The 25,940-nt window shown below is 66.9% G+C and carries 21 protein-coding genes and 2 tRNA genes; 13 read left to right on the plus strand and 10 right to left on the minus strand.

Annotated elements, in window-relative coordinates; all coding sequences use genetic code 11:
- Positions 1 to 129: 129 nt before the first annotated feature.
- From AC1DS6_RS26140 to AC1DS6_RS26150, 3 genes are read right to left on the minus strand one after another with little or no spacing between them, the layout of a single operon-like run.
- Positions 130 to 261 carry a hypothetical protein gene (locus tag AC1DS6_RS26140; RefSeq protein WP_477103460.1) on the minus strand — a complete coding sequence of 44 codons (132 nt, stop codon included), beginning with the start codon at positions 259 to 261 and terminating at the stop codon, positions 130 to 132.
- A 57-nt stretch (positions 262 to 318) separates the two neighbouring features.
- Complete coding sequence (locus AC1DS6_RS26145; protein WP_477103461.1) at positions 319 to 4,482, minus strand: tetratricopeptide repeat protein; 4,164 nt, start codon at positions 4,480 to 4,482, stop codon at positions 319 to 321.
- Positions 4,445 to 7,309 carry a bifunctional glycoside hydrolase/polysaccharide deacetylase family protein gene (locus AC1DS6_RS26150; protein ID WP_477103462.1) on the minus strand — a complete coding sequence of 955 codons (2,865 nt, stop codon included), beginning with the start codon at positions 7,307 to 7,309 and terminating at the stop codon, positions 4,445 to 4,447. Before AC1DS6_RS26150 ends, AC1DS6_RS26145 begins: the two co-directional genes overlap by 38 nt.
- Positions 7,310 to 8,275: 966 nt before the next feature.
- Between AC1DS6_RS26150 and AC1DS6_RS26155 the strand changes: the two genes are divergently transcribed.
- From AC1DS6_RS26155 to AC1DS6_RS26165, 3 genes are all read left to right on the plus strand, one after another.
- Positions 8,276 to 9,496, plus strand: coding sequence for a GGDEF domain-containing protein (locus tag AC1DS6_RS26155; protein WP_441636696.1), 1,221 nt, complete (start codon positions 8,276 to 8,278; stop codon positions 9,494 to 9,496).
- Between the two features lie 151 nt (positions 9,497 to 9,647).
- On the plus strand, positions 9,648 to 10,565 hold the full coding sequence (gene cysK / locus AC1DS6_RS26160) for a cysteine synthase A (protein ID WP_477103463.1): 918 nt from the start codon (positions 9,648 to 9,650) through the stop codon (positions 10,563 to 10,565).
- A 177-nt stretch (positions 10,566 to 10,742) separates the two neighbouring features.
- Positions 10,743 to 10,943 carry a hypothetical protein gene (locus AC1DS6_RS26165; RefSeq protein ID WP_035871790.1) on the plus strand — a complete coding sequence of 67 codons (201 nt, stop codon included), beginning with the start codon at positions 10,743 to 10,745 and terminating at the stop codon, positions 10,941 to 10,943.
- A 72-nt stretch (positions 10,944 to 11,015) separates the two neighbouring features.
- Here AC1DS6_RS26165 and AC1DS6_RS26170 read toward each other — a convergent pair whose 3' ends face one another.
- Together AC1DS6_RS26170 and AC1DS6_RS26175 are read right to left on the minus strand one after the other, a co-directional pair.
- Positions 11,016 to 12,761: a M14 family metallopeptidase gene (locus AC1DS6_RS26170; protein WP_441636699.1), complete on the minus strand. Its 1,746-nt coding sequence runs from the start codon at positions 12,759 to 12,761 to the stop codon at positions 11,016 to 11,018.
- Positions 12,709 to 14,313 (minus strand): hypothetical protein, encoded by a 1,605-nt coding sequence (locus AC1DS6_RS26175; RefSeq protein ID WP_441636701.1) that lies wholly within the window; start codon positions 14,311 to 14,313, stop codon positions 12,709 to 12,711. The genes AC1DS6_RS26170 and AC1DS6_RS26175 overlap by 53 nt, the downstream gene beginning before the upstream one ends.
- Here AC1DS6_RS26175 and AC1DS6_RS26180 point away from each other — a divergent pair.
- Both AC1DS6_RS26180 and AC1DS6_RS26185 read left to right on the plus strand, forming a co-directional pair.
- Positions 14,312 to 14,599, plus strand: a complete 288-nt coding sequence (locus AC1DS6_RS26180; protein ID WP_441636703.1) for a hypothetical protein — start codon at positions 14,312 to 14,314, stop codon at positions 14,597 to 14,599. The two genes, AC1DS6_RS26175 and AC1DS6_RS26180, sit on opposite strands and share 2 nt — an antisense overlap.
- A 142-nt stretch (positions 14,600 to 14,741) precedes the next feature.
- Positions 14,742 to 15,863, plus strand: a complete 1,122-nt coding sequence (locus AC1DS6_RS26185; RefSeq protein ID WP_441636705.1) for a porin — start codon at positions 14,742 to 14,744, stop codon at positions 15,861 to 15,863.
- Between the two features lie 157 nt (positions 15,864 to 16,020).
- Here AC1DS6_RS26185 and AC1DS6_RS26190 read toward each other — a convergent pair whose 3' ends face one another.
- Positions 16,021 to 16,650 (minus strand): response regulator, encoded by a 630-nt coding sequence (locus AC1DS6_RS26190; RefSeq protein WP_441631686.1) that lies wholly within the window; start codon positions 16,648 to 16,650, stop codon positions 16,021 to 16,023.
- Between the two features lie 310 nt (positions 16,651 to 16,960).
- On the opposite strand from AC1DS6_RS26190, the gene AC1DS6_RS26195 reads away from it, so the two are divergent.
- The 5 genes from AC1DS6_RS26195 to AC1DS6_RS26215 all read left to right on the plus strand — a co-directional run bounded on the left by AC1DS6_RS26195 (position 16,961) and on the right by AC1DS6_RS26215 (position 21,739).
- Positions 16,961 to 17,119 (plus strand): hypothetical protein, encoded by a 159-nt coding sequence (locus tag AC1DS6_RS26195; protein WP_441631688.1) that lies wholly within the window; start codon positions 16,961 to 16,963, stop codon positions 17,117 to 17,119.
- A 164-nt stretch (positions 17,120 to 17,283) separates the two neighbouring features.
- Positions 17,284 to 17,565 (plus strand): hypothetical protein, encoded by a 282-nt coding sequence (locus tag AC1DS6_RS26200; RefSeq protein WP_477103464.1) that lies wholly within the window; start codon positions 17,284 to 17,286, stop codon positions 17,563 to 17,565.
- 313 nt (positions 17,566 to 17,878) lie between these two features.
- Positions 17,879 to 19,048 (plus strand): 4-hydroxybenzoate 3-monooxygenase, encoded by a 1,170-nt coding sequence (pobA, locus tag AC1DS6_RS26205; RefSeq protein ID WP_441631692.1) that lies wholly within the window; start codon positions 17,879 to 17,881, stop codon positions 19,046 to 19,048.
- A 71-nt stretch (positions 19,049 to 19,119) separates the two neighbouring features.
- Positions 19,120 to 20,541 carry an MFS transporter gene (locus tag AC1DS6_RS26210; protein ID WP_477103465.1) on the plus strand — a complete coding sequence of 474 codons (1,422 nt, stop codon included), beginning with the start codon at positions 19,120 to 19,122 and terminating at the stop codon, positions 20,539 to 20,541.
- A 364-nt stretch (positions 20,542 to 20,905) separates the two neighbouring features.
- Positions 20,906 to 21,739, plus strand: a complete 834-nt coding sequence (locus AC1DS6_RS26215) for a hypothetical protein (protein WP_441631696.1) — start codon at positions 20,906 to 20,908, stop codon at positions 21,737 to 21,739.
- 173 nt (positions 21,740 to 21,912) lie between these two features.
- Here the strand turns inward: AC1DS6_RS26215 and AC1DS6_RS26220 are convergent, their stop codons facing one another.
- Positions 21,913 to 22,440 carry a metal-dependent hydrolase gene (locus tag AC1DS6_RS26220; RefSeq protein WP_441631698.1) on the minus strand — a complete coding sequence of 176 codons (528 nt, stop codon included), beginning with the start codon at positions 22,438 to 22,440 and terminating at the stop codon, positions 21,913 to 21,915.
- A gap of 181 nt (positions 22,441 to 22,621) precedes the next feature.
- Here AC1DS6_RS26220 and AC1DS6_RS26225 point away from each other — a divergent pair, with 181 nt between their 5' ends.
- Entirely contained in the window at positions 22,622 to 23,044 is a 423-nt protein-coding gene (locus AC1DS6_RS26225; protein ID WP_441631700.1) for a hypothetical protein, read from the plus strand.
- 15 nt (positions 23,045 to 23,059) lie between these two features.
- Here the strand turns inward: AC1DS6_RS26225 and AC1DS6_RS26230 are convergent, their stop codons facing one another.
- Positions 23,060 to 23,575: an EamA family transporter gene (locus AC1DS6_RS26230; protein WP_477103466.1), complete on the minus strand. Its 516-nt coding sequence runs from the start codon at positions 23,573 to 23,575 to the stop codon at positions 23,060 to 23,062.
- Between the two features lie 196 nt (positions 23,576 to 23,771).
- On the opposite strand from AC1DS6_RS26230, the gene AC1DS6_RS26235 reads away from it, so the two are divergent.
- Together AC1DS6_RS26235 and AC1DS6_RS26240 are read left to right on the plus strand one after the other, a co-directional pair.
- A tRNA-Glu gene (locus AC1DS6_RS26235) sits at positions 23,772 to 23,847 on the plus strand.
- A 77-nt stretch (positions 23,848 to 23,924) separates the two neighbouring features.
- A tRNA-Asp gene (locus AC1DS6_RS26240) sits at positions 23,925 to 24,001 on the plus strand.
- A gap of 141 nt (positions 24,002 to 24,142) precedes the next feature.
- On the opposite strand, the gene AC1DS6_RS26245 is transcribed toward AC1DS6_RS26240, so the two are convergent.
- Entirely contained in the window at positions 24,143 to 24,850 is a 708-nt protein-coding gene (locus AC1DS6_RS26245; protein ID WP_477103467.1) for a GntR family transcriptional regulator, read from the minus strand.
- Positions 24,847 to 25,875 carry an asparaginase gene (locus AC1DS6_RS26250; protein ID WP_441631706.1) on the minus strand — a complete coding sequence of 343 codons (1,029 nt, stop codon included), beginning with the start codon at positions 25,873 to 25,875 and terminating at the stop codon, positions 24,847 to 24,849. Before AC1DS6_RS26250 ends, AC1DS6_RS26245 begins: the two co-directional genes overlap by 4 nt.
- Between the last annotated feature and the right edge of the window lie 65 nt (positions 25,876 to 25,940).

Below are 25,940 nucleotides of genomic sequence, written 5' to 3' on the forward strand. Positions count from 1 at the left end.
TGAGACCTTGGCCGTGATCGCAACACGTATCCATCGCGTGCGGCCGGATCGCGCCAAGCCTCGTCCGCCTCGCCACAAACCTCATCGACATGCTGCTTATAAGGCCTGTTGATGCCTAATTGTTGATGCTTAACTTGGGTGGATTGGGGCGCGGCCCACGTCGGTCACCGCGCATCCGGCCAGCCAAAGGGCCGCGCCCAGCGCACCGCACCAGCCCAGCAGTCGTGCCGCGCGGTTCTGCTTCGTGCTAGTTTTCTCCATGACTCACTCCCCTTCTCGATTGCGTACGGTGAACCGGCACTGGTGTGCCCGCCCGGATTAAAAAAGCCATTTGTAGCGAACACCCGCTTCGGTCAGCGGCGTGCCGCCATTGCGTGCCGCGGTTTCGTGCTGCACATACATGGACAGGTGATCGTTTCCGAACACCTTGCCGGCCACGCCAAGCTGGGCCCGGAAGTTCTGCCCGGCACGGGTGTCGTGCAACAGGCCGATCTCGGCGAAAGGCCGCCACTTGCGCGTGTAGTCGTCGAGCAGCTCGGTACCGAAACCGAAAGTCACGCCCGCCTGCGTGAAGCCCTGCGGCATGTAGAACCCGGGCGTGGCTTCGTCGTCGGCGGGTACCAGCGTCGCCAGCTTGCTGCTGAGCGTGCCGCCGCGCGTGCTGTAGGTAGCGTGGGTGCCGACCAGGCGCACGGTGTAGTCCGGGTAAGCGGTACGGATGCGATAACCCAGCTCCAGGTCGTACACCAGGCCGTGACCCAGTTGTGAGCCGTCCTGGCCACGGAAACGGTCGTACTCGATACGCGCGCCCGCGAATTCGCGCAGGCTGAAGTTGTAGGTCGCGCCCAGTCCGAGCACGTCCTTGACGCCGCCGACCCGCAGCGCCGCCGACTCGTCGGCTTGCTGGTTGAGGCCGGCCAGCGTGGTGAGGTTCAGCCGGGTACCCTCGCGCCACTCGCCGGTAAACCGCGCGGTGGTCACGCTATCCAGGCCGTCGCGCCGTCCCACGCCGAAGCGCCAGCGCAGGTGCTGGTCGCGGTAGCCGAGCGACAGCTCGCCACGCTTGTCGGACGAAGGCACGCCGGTAAGCTGCGTCTGGTCCACGCTGTGCTGGGTGCGCCAGGCACCGCGCAGGTTCAGGTCATAGCCATCCCACAGGCGCACGCCGCCGGCCAGGCCGTAGTCGAAATAACTCAGCGGGCTCTGGCGCTGGTATGTCATGCGCGGCTCGATGGCCTGCGCATTGAACAGCAGCGTGTCCTGCAGGGTCTCCTGCAGCGCGTCGTCGGTACGGGTGGTTTCCTGCGTCTCGTAGGCCAGCGTCTGCGCGGCGCCGAGCCGGTCGAGCTGCACGTTGGCTTCGATCTGGTTGTCCACCGGAATGCGGCCGGCCTGGCGCTCCAGCACGCGGTCGAGCGCGGCCAGATCCTGGTTCGCCAGCGCCAGCGTGATCTCGGCATAGGCCGGGCGCAGCAACTGGCGCGCATACTGGCGTGCCAGCCAGGCACGCGCCAGTTCATTGGATTCGTTCGACAGCGCCCACGCCAGCGCCACTTCCTTGGCGGCGGACGAGACCACCGCCTGCTGGCGCGCTTCGCGCTGGGCCATGCCCGCCGGCACACTGGCGTCCAGCGGCGGCAAGCCGGGTATCTCACCCAGGCGCGAAGCCGGATTGGCCGGCCCGGTCCAGTTGGCGGCGTTGGCACCCGCCATCACGGTGCGGTCGCCGCGCAGCATCTCGATCACCAGGCGCTGCGAGACATCCCCCGACGCAAAGATCTGGCCAAGCGCCACTGTCTGGCGGCGCAGTTCGGCAGGCGCGGGGCCGCCTTGCGCATCTTCCTCCTCGGCTGCCGGATCCATGCTGCGGGGATCCGAGGCACGGCGCCCGCTTGCGGTACGGTCGCCATGCAGGTCAACCCAGGCCTGGCGGCGCAGGCGCCAGGCAGTGCTGGTCTGCCCGATGGCGTCGTAGGCATCCGCGGCAAGCCCGAGCCAGAGCGGATCGGCGTTCTTGCCGTCGGCCATCTTGCGCAGGTAATGCAGCGCGGTGCGGCCGTCCTGGAAGCGCATGCTGCCAGCGGCAAAGGCGCCCCACAGATCCGGGTTGCCCTCGGCCTCGCTCTTCAGGCGCAGCATCATGGCGCGCACTTCGGTATCCGAGCCGAGATCGACCAGCGCCCACATCAGCGCGGCCAGCGTCTCGCTGCCAGCATCGGGCAGGCTGGCGGCACGGCGCAGGTCGGCCAGGGCCAGCTCGCGCTCGCCGCGGGCGCGCTGGTACTCGGCGCGCATGGCCAGGAAACGGCTGGATTGCTCGGCCTGCTTCAGCTGCCCGGGGGTCATGCCCTGCAGCAAGGCGGCGACGCGGCCGTAGGCCCGTGCGCGGGTGTAGTAGTTGATGGCGAGTTCTAGCGACACGAGCTTGCCGCCCTTGCGCCAGCTGGCCTCGGCAATGCGCCCTGCATCAATGGGCGAACTGTCGTAGAAATCCATCAGGTTCGAGAAATCCGATTCCTCGATATCGCGCACTTCGGCCAGGCAGTCGTTGCGGCCGGCGCCCGGCGGCATGGCCATGCAGTGATCGTCATGCGACTCGGCCATGGCCAGCATCAGTTGCCGGTAGCCTTGTTCGAGCAAGTCGCCACGCTGGTTCAGGCGTGCCAGTTCGGTCAGGGTGCGCCAGTACTCGATATCGGTGGAGCGCGCGGTGCGCATGGACGGCACCATGGCCTGCAGCGCCTCGGCCAGCTTGCCGCGCACGTAAAGCAGGTTGGCCTGCTTGAGCGCGTACTGGGGACGTGGGCCAAAGCGCTGCTGCAGCTCCGTGTAGAGCTCGTAGGCGCGGGCATCCTTGCCGGCGCGCTCTGCCAGTTCCGCCTGGCGCTCCATGATCTGGCGCGCGTTGGGGCCGTGGCTCAGGCTTTGCAGGAAAGCCAGCCCTTGCTCTGGCTCTCCCAGCCGTTCGTAGGTGGCGACCACCTGGTCGATGGTGGCGAGGTCGCCGCTGCCGGCGCGATGGCGCAGCGCGGCCAGGTAGGCGCGATCGTCGCTCAGTCCCGGGGCCAGGCGCAGCACCGCCTTCCAGGCGGTCTCGTCGTTGGTGGCCTGGGCATATTCGAGCCAGCTCCTGAGCGCTACCGCGGGCTGGCGATTCCATTCCGCGACCTGCGCCAGGCGTTCGCGCCAGCGCTGCGCGCCGGGCTGGCGCCGCACGGCGGTCTCGGCGACGCGCTGGGCGTCGTCGAGCTTGCCGGCGGCCAGGAAGACCTGGAAGGCCAGTTCGTAGTCATCGGCGTTGAACGCGCGCTCGGCCGCGGGCGGGGCGCCGCTGTGCGCCACCGCAGGTGCGGCCGGCGCAGCCACTGCGGCAGGCTTGCCCGCGCCGGCGGAATCCGCCACTCGGCGCAGGTGCGGCATCGCGGCGTCGCCCATTGCGCGGCGCAGGGCCAGCCCGCGCGGACCGTCCAGGAAAATGACGCCCTGCGCGGCCCAGGGCTGGGCGGCGGCAACCCGGCGCACTTCGGCGCGTTGCAGCGATGCTCCCAGCGGGGCAGGCTGCATGCTCGGCGGCAGGCGCAGCAACCGCTGCGCATAGTGCGCCGCCTGCTCGGGCCGGTTGGCGGCCAGCGCCAGTTTGGTCAGGTAGCGCAGGACCTCGGCATTTTCCAGCAGCTTGCCGCCGTGTTGCTCGGCCTGCGCCAGCGCCTTGTCGAGTTCGTTGCCGGACTGCAGCGTCTTGAGCGCGGCCAGGAACAGCCGGCGCTGCTCGGTCGGATCGGTGGCGTGTGCCTGCGCGGCGAACAGCGCGTCGGCCGCTTGCTGGTAATCACCGCCAGCCAGCGCCGCCGATGCCGCCTGCGCACTCCACAGCTCGGCGCGGGCGGGATCGCTCTTGGCCAGCGCGCGGTAGAAATGCTGCGCCGGCTTGAGCGCGTTGATCGAGCGCGCGGCGGTCGCGAGCTCTTCCAGATCGGTACGCCCCCATTGCATCGGCAATGCCTGGTCGAGCAACCCGGCGAGCCGTTCGATGTACTGCTTGCGCTCCGGCGTGTCCGGCAACGCGGCAAACGCGCGCTGCTGCGTGATCTCGATACGGGTGCGCAGGATCTGGTTGGGTAGTTCGGCGTCGGCGGCGGCGCGCGCGCGCACTGGCCCTTGCCGGCTGGCGGCATGGCGCGCTTCCAGCCGGGCCAGCATGGCTTCGGCCTCGTCCAGGCGGCCGGTACGCGCATATTGCTCGGCCAGCACCGCCATGAAACCGTTGTCTTCCGGCGCGGCACGCCACCAGGCTTCCAGGTAGGCCATGCTCAGGCCGTCAACCGCGCGGCCTTCACCCAGCAGGCGTTCGCGCAAGGTTTCGCGCGGGAACATCAGCGCCAGGCCGATCCCCACCATGGCGGTGAAGGTCAGCACGAACGCTGGCTGCAACAACCGCTCGCGCTCAGGCGGCGCAGGTGATTTCGACGCTTTGCTTGGCATTGTCGGGATGGGAAACGGGTGTGGTATCGAAGCGCAGCGTGCCGCGCTCCCGCACGCCCTGCACCGGCTTGCCATCGATGGCAACCCGGCAGCGGTCCGCCCCTGCGAGACGGAAGAAAGGCTTGGTGTAGCCGCTGAACTCAAAACGGATCTGCTGTGCGCTGCCCTGGCCGGCGCGCTGCCAGTTCCGCACGAAGCCGCTGGCCTCGGCGACCTCGGGGCCGGCGGGCGCGGCGGCGCCGGGCCCGCGCATCACGATGCGCGAGGCGCCATCGGCCAGGTGCACGTAGACACCGCCGCCGGGCGCCGGCGAAGTGCCGGTCACGCCTTGCGAGGCCGCCACGTCGGTCACGCCCGCGCCGGTCCAGCGCACGTTGCGCAGATTGCCGTCGCCGCGCACGATCCACGCGCCGGGCTGCTTGCCGTCGCCGCCGGTTTCGCGCGCCACCGCCATGCCTTGCCAGTCGATCACCTTGCGCACGTAGTCGGTGGCATGCACCGGCAGCAGCGGTTGGCTCTGCACGTAGTCGTAGACCTTGCGCAGCGCCTTGAGCGAGGCTGCCTTGGTGCCCGAGTAATTGTGATAGTAGATGTTGACCGACTTGAAGCGGTACGGATGGTCGGTCAGCTCGTAGGTTTCAATCACGCGCTCGAAACCGTAGAACGGGCCATGCCAGAGATTGGTGTAGACGTTCTCGTTCTGGTTCGGGGCGAACACCTGGAAGGTGCCGTCGGCCTTGTTGATGCCAAGCGGGGAAATCGCGGTCCAGGTCGGGTTGCTGCGCGTGATCAGCGTATCGCCGCCGTTCATGTTGAGCACGCCGGCCTGGTCGGTCAGCCTGATCGCCTCGGCGGGTGGCTGGCAGTCGCCCGACCACAGCAGCATGCTGACGGGCTTGCCGGCGGGCGCGAGCGTACGGTTGATGTAGTCGATGGAGCCGCCGACCTCGCGCTTGAGGTCCATGGTGTAGCCCGGAATCGCCAGGTGGAAATCTGCGTCGCCTTCGGTGGCGTTCTCCGAATGCGCGCCACCGGGCACCGTGCGGCCCCACTCGAAGGGATGCGAGAAGGTGTGGCTGGCCACCTCCACATAGGGCTGCGCGAAGATCTTGCGTGCGATCGGCTCCAGCTGCGCGGTCAGCTTGGGATACATGCCATCGCTGGCCACTTCGCCCTGGATGATCGACATCGTCATCGGCAGGCGGTAGCGGTCCCAAATCTCGCGGAACAGCACTTCGCCGGAGAAGCCGCCGCCAGGGATCTCGGCGCGCGAGGCAAAACCGTCTCCGTCCACATGGATGGTCAGCAGGCGCCGGCCGTTCTCGGTGGTGACATCCGGTACCGGCATGTCGGGCAGACGCAGCGCTTCGCGCAGGAAAGCGAGCGGCTGGACGACCCAGCGGTCCTGGTCGTTGGCGCTTTGCCGCACGGCATAGGGGCCCAGCACATAGCCGCCCCAGGGAGTAATCGCGGCGGCGTCGTAGGTCAGCGTGCCCGAATTCAGGCGCAGCAGGGAGCGATAGCCAGGGCCATCGCCGACCTGCACGAGCGCCGCCTGGGTGCGGTCCGGCGCCACCGGCATCTCGAAGCCCATCATCGGGTCCTTGGATACCACATCCGCCTTGACGCCGACCTTGCCCTTGACCGGGTTGAGCTGCAGGCTCGAGGCGAGCGAGCCGTTCATGCGCGCGCCGAAGTCATTCAGGAACACCACCGGCACGCCCTGGTCGATATTGCGCTGTACCCAGCTGAAGAAGCGGCCGGGCTGATCGCGCACATTGCCGGCCATCCACACCACCACGCCCGCGTAGCGGTCCGGGCCGATCTCGGGCAGCGGTTGGCTGGCTTCGGCGAAGTCGACGCGATAGCCCAGGTAGTTCAGCGGCATGGAAACGAAGCGCACGCCGGCGGAGTCGTCGATCGACACGCCGGGCTCGCGGTCCTGCACCACCAGCACGCGGCGCGGCATCACCTCGATGCTGCCGATGCCAACCGTCTGCAGGCCAGGGTCGGCCACGTAGGGGATGATGTCCAGCGCGCGGATCCGCGCGGCGGTGTCGCGCGCGCACTTGCGGTCGGTGGGCGGGCAGTAGTCGATCGAGATCACCGGCAAGCGGTACTGCTCCCGGATCGTGCGGGCCTGGCCCAGCAGCCAGTCGCGGTCGGCCTCGCTGACTTCGGTGTAGCGCTTGCCCGCCTGGTCCCAGCCGCGGTAGAGCGACTCGAACGCGACCGCGTACGCCAGCTGGCTGACTTGCGGCAGGATCTCGAAGCCGCGATTGAAGATCAGCCTGGCGTCGGGATAGCGGGCCTTGATGGCGCGGATCACCGCCACCATGCCTGCTTCCTGGCGGGCACGTTCGGCATCGGTCTTGGCAACGAGCTGGTAGGAATCAAGCGTGTCGAGGAAGAAGCCGCGAAAGCCGCGCTGCCACAGCGGCGTGATGACCTTGTCCACATAGAAGGCAGGCCAGCCCTCGGCGGCCTGGTCGACCACGCGGGCGCCCCAGGCGTCGTTATTGCCGGTCAGCCAGGCCTTGGGGATGTCCTTCAGGTAGGGGCGCGAAGGATAGACCTCGCCAATGCTGACGTAGGAGAACCATTGCGTATTGGGCGTGGCGGCGGTGCGCGGGTCGAAGCCGCTGTCGGGTTCGACCACCGCGATATCGAAGGCTTGCAAGGAGTCCACCGGCGGCTTGCTGCCGTAGTGGAAGGCAATGTTGGGGGCGCGTACACCTGCGGGTGTCGCGGTCTGCGCCTGCGCCTGTGCCGGGCATAGCCAGGCAGCAATCACGGCCAGCAGCGCGCCAAGCCAGGCTCTTGTCATCGGCGTACCCCGGCTTGCTTGGCGCAAGCCAGCCACGCGGCGCATGACACCGTCCATTCGCAACAAATTCACTTGTTGGCCCCTGTTTTCTTCATTTTTATGTCCCGCTCCGGAAGAGCTCGCTTTGCTTGCCTGCCAACGCGCTCTCGCGCCTGGTGCCGCGTGACGATGCATTCCGGGTATGGCTGTTCCCATCTACGGCTTCCCACGCTGCCCGAAATACCGGGCAGTCCCCCGCGGGATATTTATCAAAGTGCCTGATCAGGCACTATGGCGGGGGGAATTCTGAGGCATGCGGGTAAGCCTGCCTATAAGCATTTCGGACTAGGGATGAAGCACTCGGGCAAATGCGGGAAGGTGCAACAGTTGCCTGATAGTGCCGGATTCCTGGCTCCGACCGCTTCGATTGGCGCACTGACGGAATCCGCCAAGCCTGGCCGCTCCTGGGTGTTGCTAACGGCAGCACGCTTAGGCGGAGTCGCCGCGCCAGGGTGCCCACCGCGCCCGGTGAAGATTATTACAAAGTGGATATTTATGGCATTTTTGGCATTTTCTGCAAAGAAAACATATCGCAGTACGTGCCGGAAATTCGGCGCTGACGAGTCAGCGGTGACCAATAGCCACGCGTCGCGCCGCCATGGCCAGGGCCGTAATACAACGCATACCGCCCGTCCGGCGCAACCGCCAAGGGAATCTTAGATCACGCGCCTCGGGGCCAATGTTAACAATTGTCACACGCGGTGAAAACAAGGCATTTGCGGCGCTTCGCTGTGTAGAATTTTTTCAAACAGAAGAACATATTCACCTCGGCAAGACCACACCGGACATGCGCCGGCGGCACGCCGCATTCGGGAATGTCGCAACCCAGCCAGGGCGCACAGACGGGCTCCACGCAACACGCGCGAACCCACCTTCGAAGGCAAACTCCGGCGCATCGACCGCGCGCCGAACTCGATGGGGATTCTCATGCAGTCAGATGAGGGCACTGCCGTGATGGCATTGCTTGTCCTGTTCACCGCCACGCAATGCATCCTCGCGGCCCTGATGATGGCCCTGCGCCAGAGCGCCGCCGGCCGCGCCTGGGGTGCGGGACAGGTGTTCGCCTGCGCCGCGGGCCTGCTGGTCATCGATGCCCGCGGCGGGCCTGCCTGGTTCCTGCTGCTGGCGCCGCTGTTTGGCGTGGCCGCCCAGCTGCTGATCCATCGCGGCGTGTTGCTGGCCGATGGCCGCCAATCGGCGGACTCCCGCCCGCTCACTGCCGGTGCGCTCGCCATCGTCGCCGTGCTCGCTGCCGCCGCGCTGGGCAACGGCAGCCGCCTGGCCGAAATCACTGGCTACGCGGTGGCTGCCGTCACCGCCTGCTTCACGCTCGCTTACCTGTTGCAACGGCCGCAAGCACTGACCCGCCGCAGCCGTCCGCTGGTGCTGACGGCGTGCGGCCTGCAATGGCTGGCGCAGTGCTGCGGCCTGTATGCGGTACTCAAGGCGGGCGCCCCGGCGTCCAGCCTGGATGCCGAGGTCCTGTTCCAGCTGCGCCTGCTGCCTGCCTTCGTGGCAATCCTCGCCGGCCTGGCTGGCTTTACGCTAATGACCATGGAGGGGATGCTGGCCGAACAGGAAAAGCAGGCGCGCCTCGATCCGTTGACCGGGCTGTTGAACCGCGGCGCCATGGATGACGCCGCCCGGGTGCTGTCCGCCGAATTCACGCGCCGCGGTCATCCGCTGAGCTGCCTGGTGATCGACATCGATCGCTTCAAGCACATCAATGACAGCAGCGGACACCGGGCGGGCGACCGCATCCTGCAGCAGATCGGCAAGGTCCTGAAGGAAACGCACCGCGCCACGGACCTGGCGGGCCGTTATGGCGGGGAAGAATTCTGCGTGCTTTGCCCGCATACCACCGAAGCCGATGCCATCCTGCTGGCCAACCGCATCCTGCGAGGCATCCGCGCCATCGCGTTGCCGCACGAGCTTGGCGGATTCGCCAGCGCCAGCATCGGCGTGGCGCAGATCCGCGACGGCCAGGGCGGCGGGACAGCCACCTGGGACAAGCTCTTTGGTGGCGCCGACCGCGCGCTGTATGAGGCCAAGCGGCGCGGCCGCAGCCGCGTCGTCCTCGCCTCGGAACTGGAATCGCTGCCCGCGCGCGAACTCTGCCTGCCTGCGCAAACCGAAGCCTGCCACTGAGCGCCGGGCAGCCGCGCGCCCGCCAGCGCTTGCCCGTGCCGATATGACGGGAAAATCGCATCGCCATCCGCTGCCCGGCTAGAATCCCCCAGCGCATGCTAGTCCGGACGCACTCGCGAGTCCGGTTAGAAAACATCCCTGGAGATTCCGAATGAAGGTCGACAACATCCTGCAGACCATTGGCAATACGCCGCATATCCGCGTCCAGCGGCTCTTTGGCGATACGCATCAGGTCTGGATCAAGTCCGAGCGCTCCAACCCCGGAGGTTCCATCAAGGACCGGATCGCCCTGTCGATGGTCGAGGCAGCCGAGCAGTCCGGCCTGCTCAAGCCCGGCGGCACCATCATCGAGCCCACCTCGGGCAATACCGGGATCGGCCTGGCCATGGTGGCCGCGGTCAAGGGCTACAAGCTGGTGCTGGTGATGCCTGACAGCATGTCGGTGGAACGCCGCCGCCTGATGCTGGCCTACGGCGCCACCTTCGACCTGACCCCGCGCGAAAAAGGCATGAAGGGCGCGATCGCCCGTGCCGAGGAACTGGTGGCGGCCACGCCCGGCGCATGGATGCCGCAGCAGTTCGAGAATCCCGCCAATATCGAAGCACATGTCCGGGCCACTGCGCTGGAGATCCTGGCGGACTTCCCGCAGGGCATCGACGCCCTGATTACCGGCGTGGGCACGGGCGGCCATATCACCGGCTGCGCCCGCGTACTGAAACAGAAGTGGCCCGCGCTGAAGGTATTCGCGGTCGAGCCCGTGGCCTCGCCGGTCATTTCCGGCGGCGCGCCCGCACCGCACCCGATCCAGGGCATCGGCGCCGGCTTCATCCCCAAGAACCTGGATACCGAACTGCTGGACGGCGTCATCCAGGTCGACGCCGAGCCGGCACGCGAGATGGCGCGCCGCGCCGCACGCGAAGAGGGCATGCTGGTGGGTATCTCGTCCGGCGCCACCCTTGCCGCCATTGCCCAGAAACTGCCCGACCTGCCGGCCGGTGCCACCGTGCTGGGCTTCAATTACGACACCGGCGAGCGCTATCTCACTGTGGAAGGCTTCCTGCCAGCATAAGGCCGCGTGCCGCCGGGGGATTCTCTTCAGGCAGCGCGGCCCGCGGTGAACCATACTGGAGATTGACAGGTGCCGGCGCAAGAGCGCGCCGGCTGCCGATTTTGCCGATCTGGCGCACCACAGGTCCCGCTGCCCCGCGCGGCGGGGCCCGGTAAAGCGTTGACACAAGGAGTTGAGATGAGCATCCCAAGTTATGAAGTCGCACGACTGGCATCCCTGGCGGTGCGTCTTGCGCTATCGTCCGGTCTGTCGCATGAAGAGATGCAGGCTGCGCTCAGCCTCGCGGCCACCATGATCGAGCAAGACGAAGGCGCCACGCCCGAAAGCACGGCAGCGACAACGGTGCCGCACGTCAAGGTGACACGCACGATCCATTGAAGCCATCTGGCCGGGGCCCTTGCCCTGCCCCGCCACGCACCCATCGGCATGCGGCCCCTGAGCCGCCTGGCCTCAGTTCAGCAGCCCCGCCCAGTACAGTTCCGCCGCGGCCAGCACGGTCCGCATCTGCGTCGTATGCGCCAGGCGGAAGGCGTCACCATAGATGGTCTGGTCCGGGAATTCGGTGACCAGGGTGAAGGGCACGGTTGAACGATGATCCTCGACGATCATGCAGGGAATCCCGTTAAGCACCGGGAATGGCACCTCGCCGGCATGGCCGCCCCAGGTGGCGAGTTGCCGGGCGTTGAATCCGGCCAGTTCCGGCGAGGCCGCGAGTTGCGCAGTCAGCGCCTGCATGAATGCCGTGCCGTCGCGCCCCGCGTGGTGGCGCAGGATCAGGAAGAAGCCCTTGGGAATGGTCCAGGTCTCGAAGCCCGGCGGCACATAGCCGGTAAGCGGGCGCGTCCATTCGTGGGCGGGATAGCCATGCAGGCTCATGTGCAGCCCCGCGCCGGTACGCTCGATCGCCTCCAGGCGCGCCGCCTTCTCCCCGAACGGCGGCGCCGTGCGTGCCTCGAGGTCGTCGCCTAATGCCGTGTAGCGCGCGGCATGCGACATATGGCGGGGGTTGTCCTCGCGCAAATGCACATGCAAGGCCGCACCGTCGGGATTTTCCAGCGCGATCAGGGCGAAGTGCGCATGCGGGCGCTGCTTCAGCGCGTGTGCCGCGCGCAGCGCACCCACCACGCCAGAGGTTTCGTTGGCATGCTGACCACCGGAAATCACCAGCCCCGGCAGCGAGCCTTCGATGTGGGTGGCGTGGACCACGCGCCCCTGCGTGGACAGGACGCTGAAGCGCTTGCCGCCAAGCGCTTGCATCTCGACGGCGGCTTCATCCGGCGTCAGCGGCCGGGAGAGCCCGGCGAGCGCGTCGGCGGAAAGCGCCGTCCCGGCAGCGTCGGCGGCCACTACGCGCGGATGCGGCAGCAATTCCACGCGCACCCGTGTAGCGCCATCGGTGCCATCCGCGCTGCGCACGTCCGGCACGATCTGGCCGGGTTGCAAGGTACGATCGCCGCGCGGCAAGCCGGCGCGATCCTGGAAGAACTCCAGGATGGAGAAATACAGGTCTTCGTGCAGGGCTTCGCGCGTACTGATGCACTCGTCCTGACAGGACAGCCGGCGCTCGATGCCGCCTGTGCCGATGCCAATGCGCAGGACATCGAAACAGGGCGCCTGCACCCCCCAGCCATGGCTGCGGATCGCGTTCATGGCGGCGGCGAATGCCAGTTCGAACTCGGTCGCCAGCGGCCCATCTTCCAGGCAGGTGTCACCCTGCCACACACGCAGCCACCCGCACGGCGCGCCCGACGCCGCTAGCGGCACGAATACGCGATGGGCGATGCCGCCATCGAGCTGGACGGCATAGTGCCCCGGGTCGTCGCCCTCGTCCAGGCGCAGCCTGCCCCCAGGCAGCATGCCGGCGAGCGGATAGGCTTCCAGCCGGAAACGCTGTGCCGTTGTTGCCGCCGTTGCCGTCGTGGCGGCAGGCAGGCGCACGGCGATGTCGCGCGCGCCGGCAAGCGGGCCGTGATCGGTTTCCAGGCCCAGTTCATCGAGGAAGAAATGCAGCAGCGGCTTGTAGGCGCTGCGGATGACCGCCGCCACACCCGCTGCGGCCAGGCGATGCTCTGCGGCGCGGCGCGCGGCGGCATCCTCGAACACCCAGGCTTCCACGCGCGTGCCGGGCAGGGAGGCAAGGCGCTCAGTCAGGCCATCCAGAGTGCGTGAAATGGAGGTATCGAGCAGGATCGTCATGGCTGGCCTTGGCGCCGCGCGCGGCGGACTGGGAATCGGATCCGGCATTATAGGCAGGCTCCCGATCCTGCGTGCGGCCACACCCAGGCCCGCTGGCTGCCGCGCCGGGCAGCACCTTCCGCAGCCTCGGCCGGGCCAGTTCCAGCAGCAGGTCGAGGCGGGCCAGGCGATCGTCTTCACCGCCTTCATCGCCCTCGCCGCCCTCTCCGCCAGCCTTCGGTCCGCCCCTGAACAGCGTGCAGGCCTCGGCAAGTACGCGCTGCTGCAGCGCGCTGTCCAGCAGGATCAGTCGCGGCCTGGCGCGAGAGCAGGCGGCAGACACGTCGACGGCGAGACAGTGCCCGTGCCGGGCCTGCAGCGGATCCAGCCACATCATCTCGTTGCGCTCCAGCCCGAACGCCTGCGCCAGCCGCACCCGCATGCCCATGAGCCGCAGGGGGCCGCTCAGGGGCATGCGCATGACGTAGCGCGCCGCCTGGTCCCACTGGCGCTGCGAGGCGGGGCGTGCGGGTTCGATCAGGCGGCGCAGCATGTCATCGGCCTGAGTCACGCCATTGCGTCCGCTCAGCCATAGCCAGGCACTGGCTTCCAGCCGGCTGGCCAGGTCCACGCCGCGCCTGCGCCACAAGCGCCGGCCTAGCTGGTATTGGGCCTCGGCATGGCCAAGCGCCGCGGCCTTGCCAAGCGCCTCGTCTGCAAGCCCCACGCTGTAGCGCGTGAAGTGGCGGTTGCGGTAGAGGCAGGCCAGCGCATAGCTTGCTTCGGCATGTCCCTGCGCCGCGGCACGCGACAGCCAGCGTTGGGCCTCGGTATGGCTGGCCTTGCCAATGCGGTCACCGGCGTCGAGCGTGGCGCCCTGGCGATCCATCTGGCCATGCCAGAGCCCCAGCCGGAACTGGGCCTCGGCCGAACCGGTGCGCGCCGCGCGTTCGAGCAGCTGGCGCCCGAACCGGATCACGTCGGGATGCCTGTCGGCATGGTCAAGCAGCGCCTCGGCCTGCGCCAGCATGCCAGGCGGATCGGCCGCCTCGGTGCCGCCAGCGGCTGGCCCGGCTCCGCCGGCCGGCGGGACCGCCGCGAGCCGCGCCAGCCGCGCCAGTTCGTCCGCATGCGTTGGCTGGGCAGGCTGCGCCCGCAGCCATGCCAACAGCCTGAAAGCCGCCTCGGCATGACCCTCGTCGGCAAGCTCGCGCAACCATGCCAGCGCCAGCGCGCGATCGGATTGCGGCCGGGCGTCCGGAGCCAGCGCCCATTGCGCGTAGCGCCAACGTGCCACGCTCGAACCGGCCCGGCCGCCTTCCGCGTAGCAGGCCAGCGCCAGATCGGCTTGCACTGAGCGGCGCGCCACGTCCAGCGCGATGTCTTCCCAGATCATCCGCCGCACCCAGGCCGCGCCGCCCTGCTCCGCACGCGCCAGCCAGAACAAAGCGCTGTGCTGGTTCGCGGCGGCACCGTCATGCCCATAGAGATAGGCCTTGCCAAGCGCGATCTGCGCGGCGACATCGCCGCATCGGGCTCGCTGCATGGCGGCGAGGAAAGGGCGAGACGCCATGGCGCGGCAAACCTCCTGCAAGGTTGAGTTGGATTGGATCGAGCCAGGTAACAGGCCAGGGGGAAAGAGACCACCGCGCGGCGCGTTGCTGTTCTTGCGGAAAGGCATGGCGAACGGCTGGAAGTGGCTCCGGCTGATGTTATGGCAATCGCCTATTCACAACATCTTTATATTGGAACTAAAAAAATACAATAAATTGAAAAAACGAATTTACAACCAAATTGAACTAGGATTACTTTCCATTAAAAATCATTTACATCAACATAAATTCAAATCAAGCCTTTGATTTAAAAGAAGAAATAATTAGTCAAAAACAAGTTTCCTAATTACAACACCAACCGAGCATCCGCTTCTTATCCCCGCGCATCGCCTCACATAATTCCTCTCGAACGGTGGACGTTCCCCGATTAACTCATCAAGGAAAACCCATGAAAATCAAGCTGTTCGCAGTCGCCGCAGCCACCCTCTTCGCCGCCAGCGCCCAGGCGCAATCGAGCGTGACGCTGTATGGCGTGGTAGACGTCGGCATCGAGTACCTTTCCAATGCCAATGGCGCCACCAAGGCAAATAACAGCAATAGCCGCGTGGCCATGCAGTCGGGCAATATGTCCGGCTCGCGCTGGGGCCTGCGCGGCGTGGAAGACCTGGGCGGCGGGTTGAAGGCGCTGTTCCAGCTGGAAAGCGGCTTCTCCGTCGACGACGGCGCCGGCAGCACGGATGGTTTGTTCAACCGGGCTGCAACGGTTGGCCTGCAAGGCCAGTTCGGCACGCTGACCCTGGGCCGCCAGACTACGCCGATGTATGACTTCGGCCTGCGCTATGACCCGATGTCCATCTCGGCGCGCTACTCGGTTACCTCGCTCGACGCCGGCTTCATGAGCCGCGCCAACAACTCGGTGAAGTACGTGGGCAATTTCAACGGCGTCACCGCCGCCGCCATGTACAGCTTTGCCTACGATGGCAAGGAAACCGCCGGCCAGGGCGGCAAGAACCGCGAGTACGGCGCCAGCCTGGCCTACGCCAGCGGCCCGTTCGATGTGGGTGTCATGTACGAGCAGCGCAATACCACGCTGTCCAATAGCGATGAAATCAACGCGCGCAGCGCCTCGATCGCCGGTGGATATGCCTTCGGCCCGGCCAAGGCCTTCCTGGGCTATCGCTATGCGCGCGGCGGCAACTGGGTGGTGGGAAACAGCGAGGGCCAAATCACCACCTCCACGGCCAAGGTCAGCTCCAACCTGATGTGGGCCGGCATGGCTTACAACGTGACGCCGGCCCTGAAGCTCACCGGCGCCGCCTACTATGAAGACGCCCGCCGCGTCTCGGCAGATCCGTGGCTGTTCGTGGTGTCGAGCGACTATTCGCTGTCCAAGCGCACCGACGTCTACCTGAACCTGGCCTACGCCCGCAACCGTGACGGTTCCGGACTGGGCCTGAACGGTAAGAGTGGCCCGCTGACCGGCGTTGCCGTCACCAATACGAAGGCCGACGCCAACCCGGGCAACAGGAACCAGTTCGGCGCCGTGGCCGGCGTTCGCCATATCTTCTGATGGTGGCCGTCCCGCAGTAAGTCTGAAAGCGTGCTGATGGCCGACCGGCACCCGTTGCGCGGGTCGGCCATGAAACAGGAGCGCGCATGCCGGCAAGGCATGCGCGCTCCTGTTTCGTGTTGCCCTCGCACATCAACGCTTCCGCCAATCGCCCGGATCAACTGGCTTGCGGCAAGCGCGGCGTGGCGTCGCCGGGCCGTCCCAGCTTCCTGGCAACCCGGTGCTTGAAGGTGGCCACGGTCTTTGGCGAAATCCCCAGCCGCGTCGCTATTTCCAGGTTGTCATACCCATCAGACAGCAACTGGTGCACGCGCGACTCGCGCGGTGTGAGCCGCGTGGCATTGGCCGCGGCTTCGCCATCGAGGCCCGCGTTGCAGATGGATTCGGGAAAGACGGCATACCCCTGCTGCACCATATCGAGTGCCGCCGCCAGCAAGTGAAAGGGATGCGACTTGCTCACATAGGCACTCGCGCCAGCCCAGCGCGCCAGTTGCGCATCGCGTTCGGGATCGCCGCCCGACAGCACCACGATCCGGGTCGGCGGCTCCATCGCGCGAACGCGGCGCACCACTTCCAGCCCGTCCAGGCCTGGCAGGTTGATATCGACCACTGCCAGCGCTGGACGCAATTGCCGTAGCACGTTCAGCCCCTCCACCCCGTCCGCCGCGACGGCCACCAGCGCGTATCGGCCGTGCCTGTGCAAGTTGGCGCGGATCGACTCGAGGATAAACGGATGGTCGTCCACAGCCACCACGGATAACGGTTCTTCCACTTCGACTTGGTCCATATCAGCCCCTGTTAGCTAGCGTGCGATTTTGGCTGAAACTCTGCCGAACAGGCTCTAGGAATTTTCTGCTATGAGGCGTGAATTATCTCAATGCATCGACGAAACCAAGCGAACTCTCAAGGTAACCGGGATGAGCCATGGCGAGGCTGGTGCACTTTTGTCCCGTGCACATTTCCTTACAACCCGGACACACACCCGCGTCACTGGGGCGCTAAGCTGCCCCCTTGTGCAAGCCGTGTCTTGCCTAGCCAAGGAAAGTAAGCATGAGCCGCTCCCGTCCGAAGTTACTGCCACTGCCCGCCACGCTGCCATGCGCCACCAGCATCACGCCACGCATATCGAACGTGGCGGCCGCGCGGCAGTCCCGGTGAAGTGGTCGACCATCGCGCTGGTGGTGCTTGGCTGGCTTGGCGCCTGCACCGGCATCGGATGGTTGCTGATGGCGTGGTCCGGCCTGGCCGGGCAGTGAGATTCCGACGCCCGGAAACATACCTCGCGCCACCGGCCCATCCTCCCTCCGGTCCCAAGGGCCATCATCAACGCGCCATTTGGTAACGGCGTATTTCAGCCGCGCCACGGAATCCCGCTGCGCCCCCAATCCAAACCGCCCCATTCCCAAGGCAAGGAGAGACCATGTACGATCGCGCCGCCCTGCCGCGACAGATCCACCGCGCCATCACCGCCGGTGTCACGCAAGACGCGCCCGCGCCACGCACCAAACCTGCTTGCCACGCCGGCGCCAAGCGGGCAACCGCCGATCTCCTGATGTCCGATATCGGTCCGCTGAAACTGTGCCGGCATTGTGGCGAGCACTGGCCCGCCGACGGCGAGTTCTTCGCGCGCGATGCGCGGCGCCAGGATGGCCTTGAACACGTCTGCAAGGCTTGCCGCAAAGAGCAGCGGCTGGTTCGCTGACGGCCCCCGGCCTGAAGCGTGCCGCAAGCGCCACCATCGACGCTCGCATGTATGGAATGTGAAGGCTATCTCGCCCTGGCGACGTGCCTGCCGGTGCTCCCCCGCGCAGGAACCGATCTCACAATCCCGGCTTATTTCAGGCAAACAACCTAGGGTTATCCCTCGTTTCCGCAGGATATTCCACCTGGCGTGGCGACAAACCTGGATGTTCGTTTTGTCCTGTTGATGGTTCGTTCCGTCTATTCCCTCCCGTGCCCGGCGCCGTTATTGTTGCGTTCAACAACAATCTGCTTACCGCACCAGGAGACACGCGATGCGTACACAAGTCGCCATCATCGGCGCCGGCCCCTCGGGCCTGCTGCTGGGGCAATTGCTCGCCAAGGCCGGCATCGATGCGGTCATCATCGAACAGCGCAGCCCCGACTACATCCTCGGCCGTATCCGCGCCGGCATCCTTGAAAGCGTGACCGCCGATGCGCTCGAACGCGCCGGCGTGGCGCAGCGCCTGCATCACGACGGCCTGGTTCACCACGGCATCGAACTGTCTTACGGCGGCGCGCGCCACCGCATCGACTTCCAGGCACTGATCGGCCGTTCCGTGACCGTCTACGGACAGACCGAGGTCACCCGCGACCTGATGGCCGCGCGCGAAGCCGGCAACGCCGTCACCATCTATGACGCCGAAGACGTGAGCGTGCACGATTTCGATACGGCCACGCCCATCGTGCGCTATCGCAAGGACGGCCAACCGCAGGAACTGCGCTGCGATTTCATTGCCGGCTGCGACGGCTTTCATGGCGTCACGCGGCGCAGCGTGCCGGCGCCGTCCAAGCGCATCTTCGAGCGGGTCTATCCCTTCGGCTGGCTCGGCGTGCTCACCGATACGCCGCCGGTAGCGGATGAACTGATCTATGCCAGCCACGAGCGCGGCTTCGCGCTATGCAGCATGCGCTCGCTCACGCGCAGCCGCTATTACGTCCAGGTGGCCGCTGACGAACGGGTCGAGGACTGGTCCGACCAACGTTTCTGGGACGAACTGCGCAGCCGGCTGGACGCGCCCGCCGCCGAAACGCTGGCGACCGGCGCGAGCATCGAGAAGAGCATCGCGCCGCTGCGCAGTTTCGTGTGCGAACCGATGCGCTTCGGCAACCTGTTCCTGGCTGGCGACGCCGCGCATATCGTGCCGCCCACCGGCGCCAAGGGCCTGAACCTGGCCGCCAGCGATGTGCTTTACCTGGCCGACGGCCTGATCGCACGCTACCTGCACGACGATGCCAGCGAGCTTGACGCTTACTCGCAGAAATGCCTGCGCCGGGTATGGAAGGCGGAGCGCTTCTCATGGTGGATGACATCGCTGCTGCACCGCTTCCCCGATGCCGACGACTTCGCGCTGCGCATCCAGCAAGCCGAACTGGACTACCTGACCGGCTCGCACGCCGCGCAGATGTCACTGGCCGAGAACTACGTCGGCCTGCCTTACTGAAGCCTCGCGCCAGGCCTTCAGCAATACCGAGAATCCGCCGCCAACGAGCGGCCTAGCAGGAGACCCGCATCATGACGCCCCCGAACAGCGGCCAGCCGGCCGCCACCCACGACCCTGCGCGCCTGCCGGGCGCCAGCATCGACGTCCAGCAGTTCATCGACAACCAGCCGTTCTCGCGCTTCCAGTGGATCATCCTGATCCTGTGCTTCCTGATTGTCGCCGCCGACGGCTTCGATACCGCGGCGATCGGCTTCATCGCGCCGGTGCTGGCCAAGGAATGGGGCGTCAGCCGCGCCCATCTCGGGCCGGTGATGAGCGCCGCCCTCTTCGGCCTGGCCGCGGGCGCCCTGGTGGCCGGGCCGCTGGCCGACCGCCTTGGCCGCAAGAGCGTGCTGGTGGGCTCGGTGCTGTGCTTCGGCGGCTGGAGCGTGGTCTCGGCCTTCTCGACTTCGCTCGAAGCGCTCACGGCGCTACGCTTCCTGACCGGCCTCGGCCTCGGCGCGGCCATGCCCAACGCGGTCACGCTGATGTCGGAGTACGCGCCCACGCGACGCCGCTCACTGGCGGTCAACGCCATGTTCTGCGGCTTCACGCTGGGCTCATCGGCCGGGGGCTTTGCCGCGGCCTGGCTGATTCCCCACTACGGCTGGCATTCCGTGCTGCTGGTTGGCGGTATCGCGCCGCTGGCGCTGGCCGTGCTGCTGGTCTTCTGCCTGCCGGAATCGGTGCGGTTCATGGTGGCGCGCAAGGCGCCGGCCGCGCGCATCGCCGCCGCGCTGTCGAGAATCCGCCCCGGTGCGCTGCGCGGCGACGAACGCTTCCATGTCCAGGAGGCCGCACCCGCGGATGCCGCGCCCTCGGCAACGTCATCGCTGCGCGCCATCCTGATGCCACGGTTTCTCTCCGGCACCGTGCTGCTATGGACCACGTACTTCATGGGCTTGCTGATCTTCTACCTGTTGACGAGCTGGCTGCCGACGCTGTTCGCCGACGCCGGCTACCCGATCGAGAAGGCCGCGCTCATCACCGCGCTGTTCCCGCTGGGCGGTGGCATCGGTACCCTGACGGTAGGCTGGCTGATGGACCGCGGCCATCCCTGGCGCATTGTCGCCGGCACCTATGCGCTGACGGGCGCGCTGGTCTATGCGGTAGGCCACGGTGCCGGCGATCTCTTCCTGCTGGGCGTGCTGGTGTTCGCCGCGGGTACCTGCATGAACGGCGCGCAATCTTCCATGCCCACGCTGGCCGCCGGCTTCTATCCCACGCAATGCCGGGCCACCGGCGTGGCCTGGATGCTCGGCATCGGCCGCTTTGGCGGCATCGTCGGCGCGCTGCTGGGCGCGCAGATCCTGGGCCTGGGATGGAGCTTTGGGAAGATCTTCGGTCTGCTCTCGCTGCCGGCCTTCATTGCTACCGCCGCGTTGCTGATCGCCTCGGCGCGGCCGGGGACAGCGGCGCGCCAGGCCGTTGGCCAGCACGACGCCGCGCATTGACGACACGCGCATCGCCGGCGAGATGCGGGCACGCGGCGTGCGCAAGCACTGATCGGGGCCGCATTTTCGCCGGGCGCGACCTGATGGATATCTGAAGGCCGAGTCGGCATGGCCCGGTGCACCGCCCGGTCGTCCATGCCTGCAATCCACCGATTCCCCACATCACCGCATCGCGTCCATCCATCATCAGGATGAGCACAGCGGCGCGATTGGTTCGCTGTCCCACACAGCATGTGTGGCCGCAGGCAGGAAACAGCACCGCCCGCTTTGCCTGCGGCACTGCCGCGGCCTAACATGCAAGGAAAGCTAAGCCCGGTTACAGGGCCGATGTACCAGAGAGAAATCGTGGTAAGGCGGGGACACCTTGGCGAATTACCTGGAAGAGTACTGCGCACGGATCAGGCGCGGGTCGGCGACGGCTGTCATCGACAAACCGGTGCTGGTTGATCGCGACGGCATCTACACGATGTCCTACGTGCCATTCGAACACAGTCATGCGAACGCGCGGCTGGTGTTGGTGAGCACCACACCGGGACACACGCACGTCACGCTGGCGGCCGAACTGACCGAGAGCCTGATGCAACGGCATGCGCCCGGACGCACCATCCAGCGCGAGAACAAGCGCCAGGTGGAGCTGGGGGGGCGGCTGGTGCGGCCCAACCTGATTCGCATGCTGGATCATTTCCGCATCGCGCAGCTGATCGGCCTGCCCGGCGCGGCGGCGCTCTGGGACAAAGGCTTCGAGCAGCTGCAGCCGCTGGCATTGCTGCCGTATGCCACCACCCGGCGCGGCCTCGCCTTCGATGGCGACCTGGAGGAACTGATGGCCGTGCCGATGCTGCGCACGGTGTTCGAGGCAATCTTCCTCGGCGCGCTTGCGCATACCCATGACGAGGCACTCTTCGTCGCGCTGGGGCGCACGGCGTGGGCCGCGCTGGGCCATGCGGCCGATCGCGGCCTGCTGCAGCGATGGCAGTTGCTGGGCATGATGCCCGTGCCCGCCCGCGCGGGCAGCATGGTGAAGTATTTTCTGCGGGAGGTCGCCGCCGGCGAACTTTCGCCGCGAGATCCCGTGCGCCACCGCACCGTCTGGCTCGACGCCGCGCATGCCGAACTGATGGCGGCAGTGCGCAGGCAAGGCCGGCGAGACTCGGAGTCGGGCCTGCCGGGCATGGCGGATACCTGCCTGGAGGCATGACGCCGCGGCGCCACTCCTCTCCCACCGCGGATTGATATGCCGAAGACAGCACCCCACCTCGGTGGGGTTCATCTGGCACTTTTGGCCGCCGATAGCCTTCAGTGAGGGAATTGCCTCCCTCACCATTCCCGATCGGCGGCCCCTTGTGGCCGCCTCTTTTTTTGCGCGCGCCCTCAAGCCCGCAGATGCCAGGCCCGCAGGTAGTGCAGCAGGTCCAGGCCATGCGTCCCGTGGAACCACACATGGCGCGACAGCGCCAGCGCGCCGATCCACGAGGCGGCCACCACCATCAGGTCGCAGCGGCCACTCTTCCACCAGTTCAGCGAGTGCCGTCCCAGAATCCACGGCACGCCAAGCGGATTCGGCCAGTCGGCCAGCAAGTGCATCAGGCCGCCGCAGGCAAAGCCAAACGCCGGCGCAGCCAGCCAGTGCAAGCCCAGCGAGCGATGCGCCACCGCCAGCAGGGCCAGCCAGGCGATGCCCCAATGCGTCCAGGTGCGATGAGTGATCCACAAGCGGCGGGATTTTGACCACCAGGCCACCTCCAGCCAGTCGGGCGCACCGCCGCCGGCCACGCCCGCCAGGAAGGCAAGCCCGGCGGCGAAATGGAAGGTGCCGCCGGCGCCTGCCCTGGTCACCACCGCGGCGGCGATCAGGCCGGCCGCCCATCCGGTGGCATGGTGTGCTTTGCTGGAAGCCATTGTCGTGCGCTCTGCGGCCGTCGTGAAATCGAGGGCCGCAATGGTGGCAGATCGGGCTGCAAAAGGACAGCGTTGACGGGCCGCATCGTCAAGGACGTGGGCCAGCCTTGCGTGCAACCGCGACGCACACTAAGTTGGAAGCAGCCTGCGGCTACCCTGCCGCTGCCCCCTGGGAACGATCATGAGACGGTACATTGCCCGGCAAGCCCGCGTCATCCTGCCGGCGATCCCGCTGCTGGCGGCGGCCCTGTGGCTGGCGCCGGCAGTCCACGGCCAGCCGGCGGAAACCGGCCCCCTCACCATTGGCGGTTCGCTGGTGGTGGAAGGACCGCTCACCGTGCATGGCTCGCTTACCGTGGACGGCAGCATCCTTGCGCACGGCCCGCTGAGCGCGGCGTGGTTTGCCACCCTGCCGCCAACCTATGCGCCGCCGCCGGGGGCTGGCCGGCAAAAGGTCTTTCATGGCCCGCTCACCGTGCACGGGCCGCTGGTGGTGCAAGGCAACGTACAGGTCAACGGGCCCGTGAACATCGACGGGCCGCTAAGCGCGGGCGGCAGCATCGACGCAGATGGCCCCATGCGCGAGCGGCGGCGCGGCCGCTGAGGCACGCAGTAGGGCTCAGGCGGAGCGGGGCAACGCCGGCGGACGCGGGACCATCATGGCGAGCGCCGCGCCGCCGACGATCAGCAAGGTGCCCAGGAAGCCCAGCACCGCTGCGGCGATCTGCCGCCTGCCCAGGCTGCCGCCGGGGGCCAGCGCGGAGAACAGCACCATCAGCAGCGGCCAGAGATAGGCGAGCAGGCCAGCCTCGGCTGGCGGGATCACCGCGAAGGCGTAAAAGTACAGCGCGTGATAGAGAAAGATGGCGCCGAAGGCGAGCAGCCATGCCCGCCCCCGGCTGTCCGGTTGCCGGCCGGCTGGCGCGGCACGCGTTGGCAGCACCAGCCATGGCAGGCCCATCAGGAACGCCACGCCGAAGCTCCGTGCCAGCAACTCGAATGGCGGCAGGCGGCGGGCCTGGGCGGTCAGCAGCGGCAGCGTTGCCCACAGCAACAGGGCGAAGGCGCCAATCGCAGTCGGGCTGATCATGCGCCTGCCCGGGGATGGGCTGGCAGGCTGGGAGCGGGTCGGCATGGCAGTGGCATATCCTGGTTCGGCGCGGGGACATGCCCCGCATGCCCTGCATCCTGGCAGTGGCTTTGCCGCCAGTCTTGGCAAAAACGGCTGTTCCGGCGCGGCGCGGCCTATCCCCCTTCCCATATTCGCCAAAGGGCGCTACAATCGCGCCCCTCGCGACACGAAATTCACATGACGTAGCGAGCAAGTCTAAGTCCCCTTCGTCTAGAGGCCTAGGACATCACCCTTTCACGGTGAGTACAGGGGTTCGAATCCCCTAGGGGACGCCAGTTCAGAGAGCACGCCATATAGGCGGTCTCTTACAAGAGCGTCGGAAATCGCTCTAAGCGGTTTCCACAGCCACTGCGGAGTGGTAGTTCAGTTGGTTAGAATACCGGCCTGTCACGCCGGGGGTCGCGGGTTCGAGTCCCGTCCACTCCGCCAGCATTGCCTGAATACCGCGCGAAGATTGCGCTGCCAGGAAAAAATATAGCCCGCCATCAAGGTGGGCTATTTTTTTGCCTTCAATCATCCCCACCGTCATCCCGGCAGCCTCCTGCCAACTTGCTGGCAAACGTGCGCCAGCTATGCGCCACCGCCGTCCGCGGCCCCTGAGCTATCGATCGCGCGCACGATGATCTCCAGGGTGTCATCCAGGTGATGGATGGTCTGCCGCTTGGCGGTTTCGGCATCGCGTTGCCTGTACTGGGACAGGATTTCCGCATGCTCGGCATTACTCTGCGCGATGTGCTCCGGGCTCATGTAGAGCGACAGCGAGATGTACGGCGCCGCCGAATCGCGCAGCGTCTTGACCAGGTGGGCCAGCCTGCTTTGTCCCTGGGAGGCCCACAGCGCCGCGTGAAACTCCAGGTTCAGCTCGGTCCACCGCGTGACGTCTTGTGTCTGCAGCATCTCTTCATGCAAGCCCTCGGCCCGGGCAATATCCCCGGCGGTGATGCCGCGCATTGCCTCTTCGACCATCATGGGCTCGAGCACCTTCCTGAGCCGGTAGATTTCCCGCACATCGTCGAGCGTCAGGCCGCGCACCACCGCGCCGCGATGCGCGTCGAAGAACACCAGCCCCTCGGAGATCAGCGTGCGCAAGGCTTCGCGCACGGGCGTCGTGCTCATCTCCAGCCGCTTGGCCAGGTCATCCTGGCGCAAGCGCTCGCCCGCCGTCATGCGGCCTTGCAGGATGTCGGCGCGCAAGGTCTGCACCGCATACTGATAGGCGGTAAGCCGGCGCGAAGGCGAGGCTTGCACTTTGGAGGCGGGAATCGGCGAAGTCTTCAAGGCGCTGGCTGCTGGTTGGTGAGCGAATGGCGTGGCAGTGTACCCCACTTCGCGAGCGCCTCCGGGATCTGCCCGCGCGGTGTCCCGGCGGCCAGCAGCGCGCCCAGCAGCAGCCGCGCCTTCAAGGGATGGAGCCACTTCGCAAGCATGGCGCCGCGCCGTGCCAGGTCGACTTCGGAACCGGCGAAGCCATAGGTTCGGGAGGCCGTGGCCCCGGCCCCCGTGCGGCTGGCGATCACCACGGGCACCACTTTGGCCAGGCGCTCGATGTGCCCGGCGAAGCCAGACGAGACGTGCCCCGCCCCGAACCCCGCGACCACGATCGCTTCGTAGCCGAGATCGAGCGCGGCGGCGGCCAGGTCGCCATCGTCACCCAGGAGCGCCGGCACCACCGCCACCTTTGGAAAGGCCCGCACAGCCGGACTCACCAGCGGCCTGCCAACCGGCGGATGGAAATACTCGGGCTGACCCTCCACCACCCGTCCCGCGGGCCCGCCATCGGGCGACGCGAAGGTCTGGACCGACAGGGAATCCGACTTGCAGACCCACCGCGCCCTGTGCACGGTGTCGTTCATGACCACCAGCACGCCGCGCCCGCGGCTCTGGTCGTCCATGGCCACCTGCACGGCGGCCAGCAGGTTGGCGGGGCCATCCGCCCCCGCGGACAGCGGCGTGCGCATCGCTCCGGTTATGACCAGGGGCTCGGGGTGGCGCCAATACAGATCCAGGAAAAACGCGGTCTCCTCGATCGTGTCCGTGCCCTGGGTCAGGACCACGCCTCGCGCCCCTCCGGCGATCTTGCCCTCGGCCCACGCCAGGCAGGCCAGCAACTGCTCGGTGCCCAGCGAAGCGCTTGGCAACTGGAACAGCGGCTCGGCGGAGAGATCGGCCAGTTCCCCCAGCCCCGGCACGGCCGCAACCAGTTGGGCGGCATCCAGCCTGGGGACCACACCGCCGGCGGCATCCGACGGCGTCATGCTGATGGTGCCCCCAAGGGAGGCGATGGCAACTGATGGGCGCGACATATGGTTTTCCCGTAGCGTTGAAGTATGCATTATGCATTATATATACTATACAATTTGCAAAACAA

This window comes from Cupriavidus sp. 05L310, from assembly GCF_056398185.1.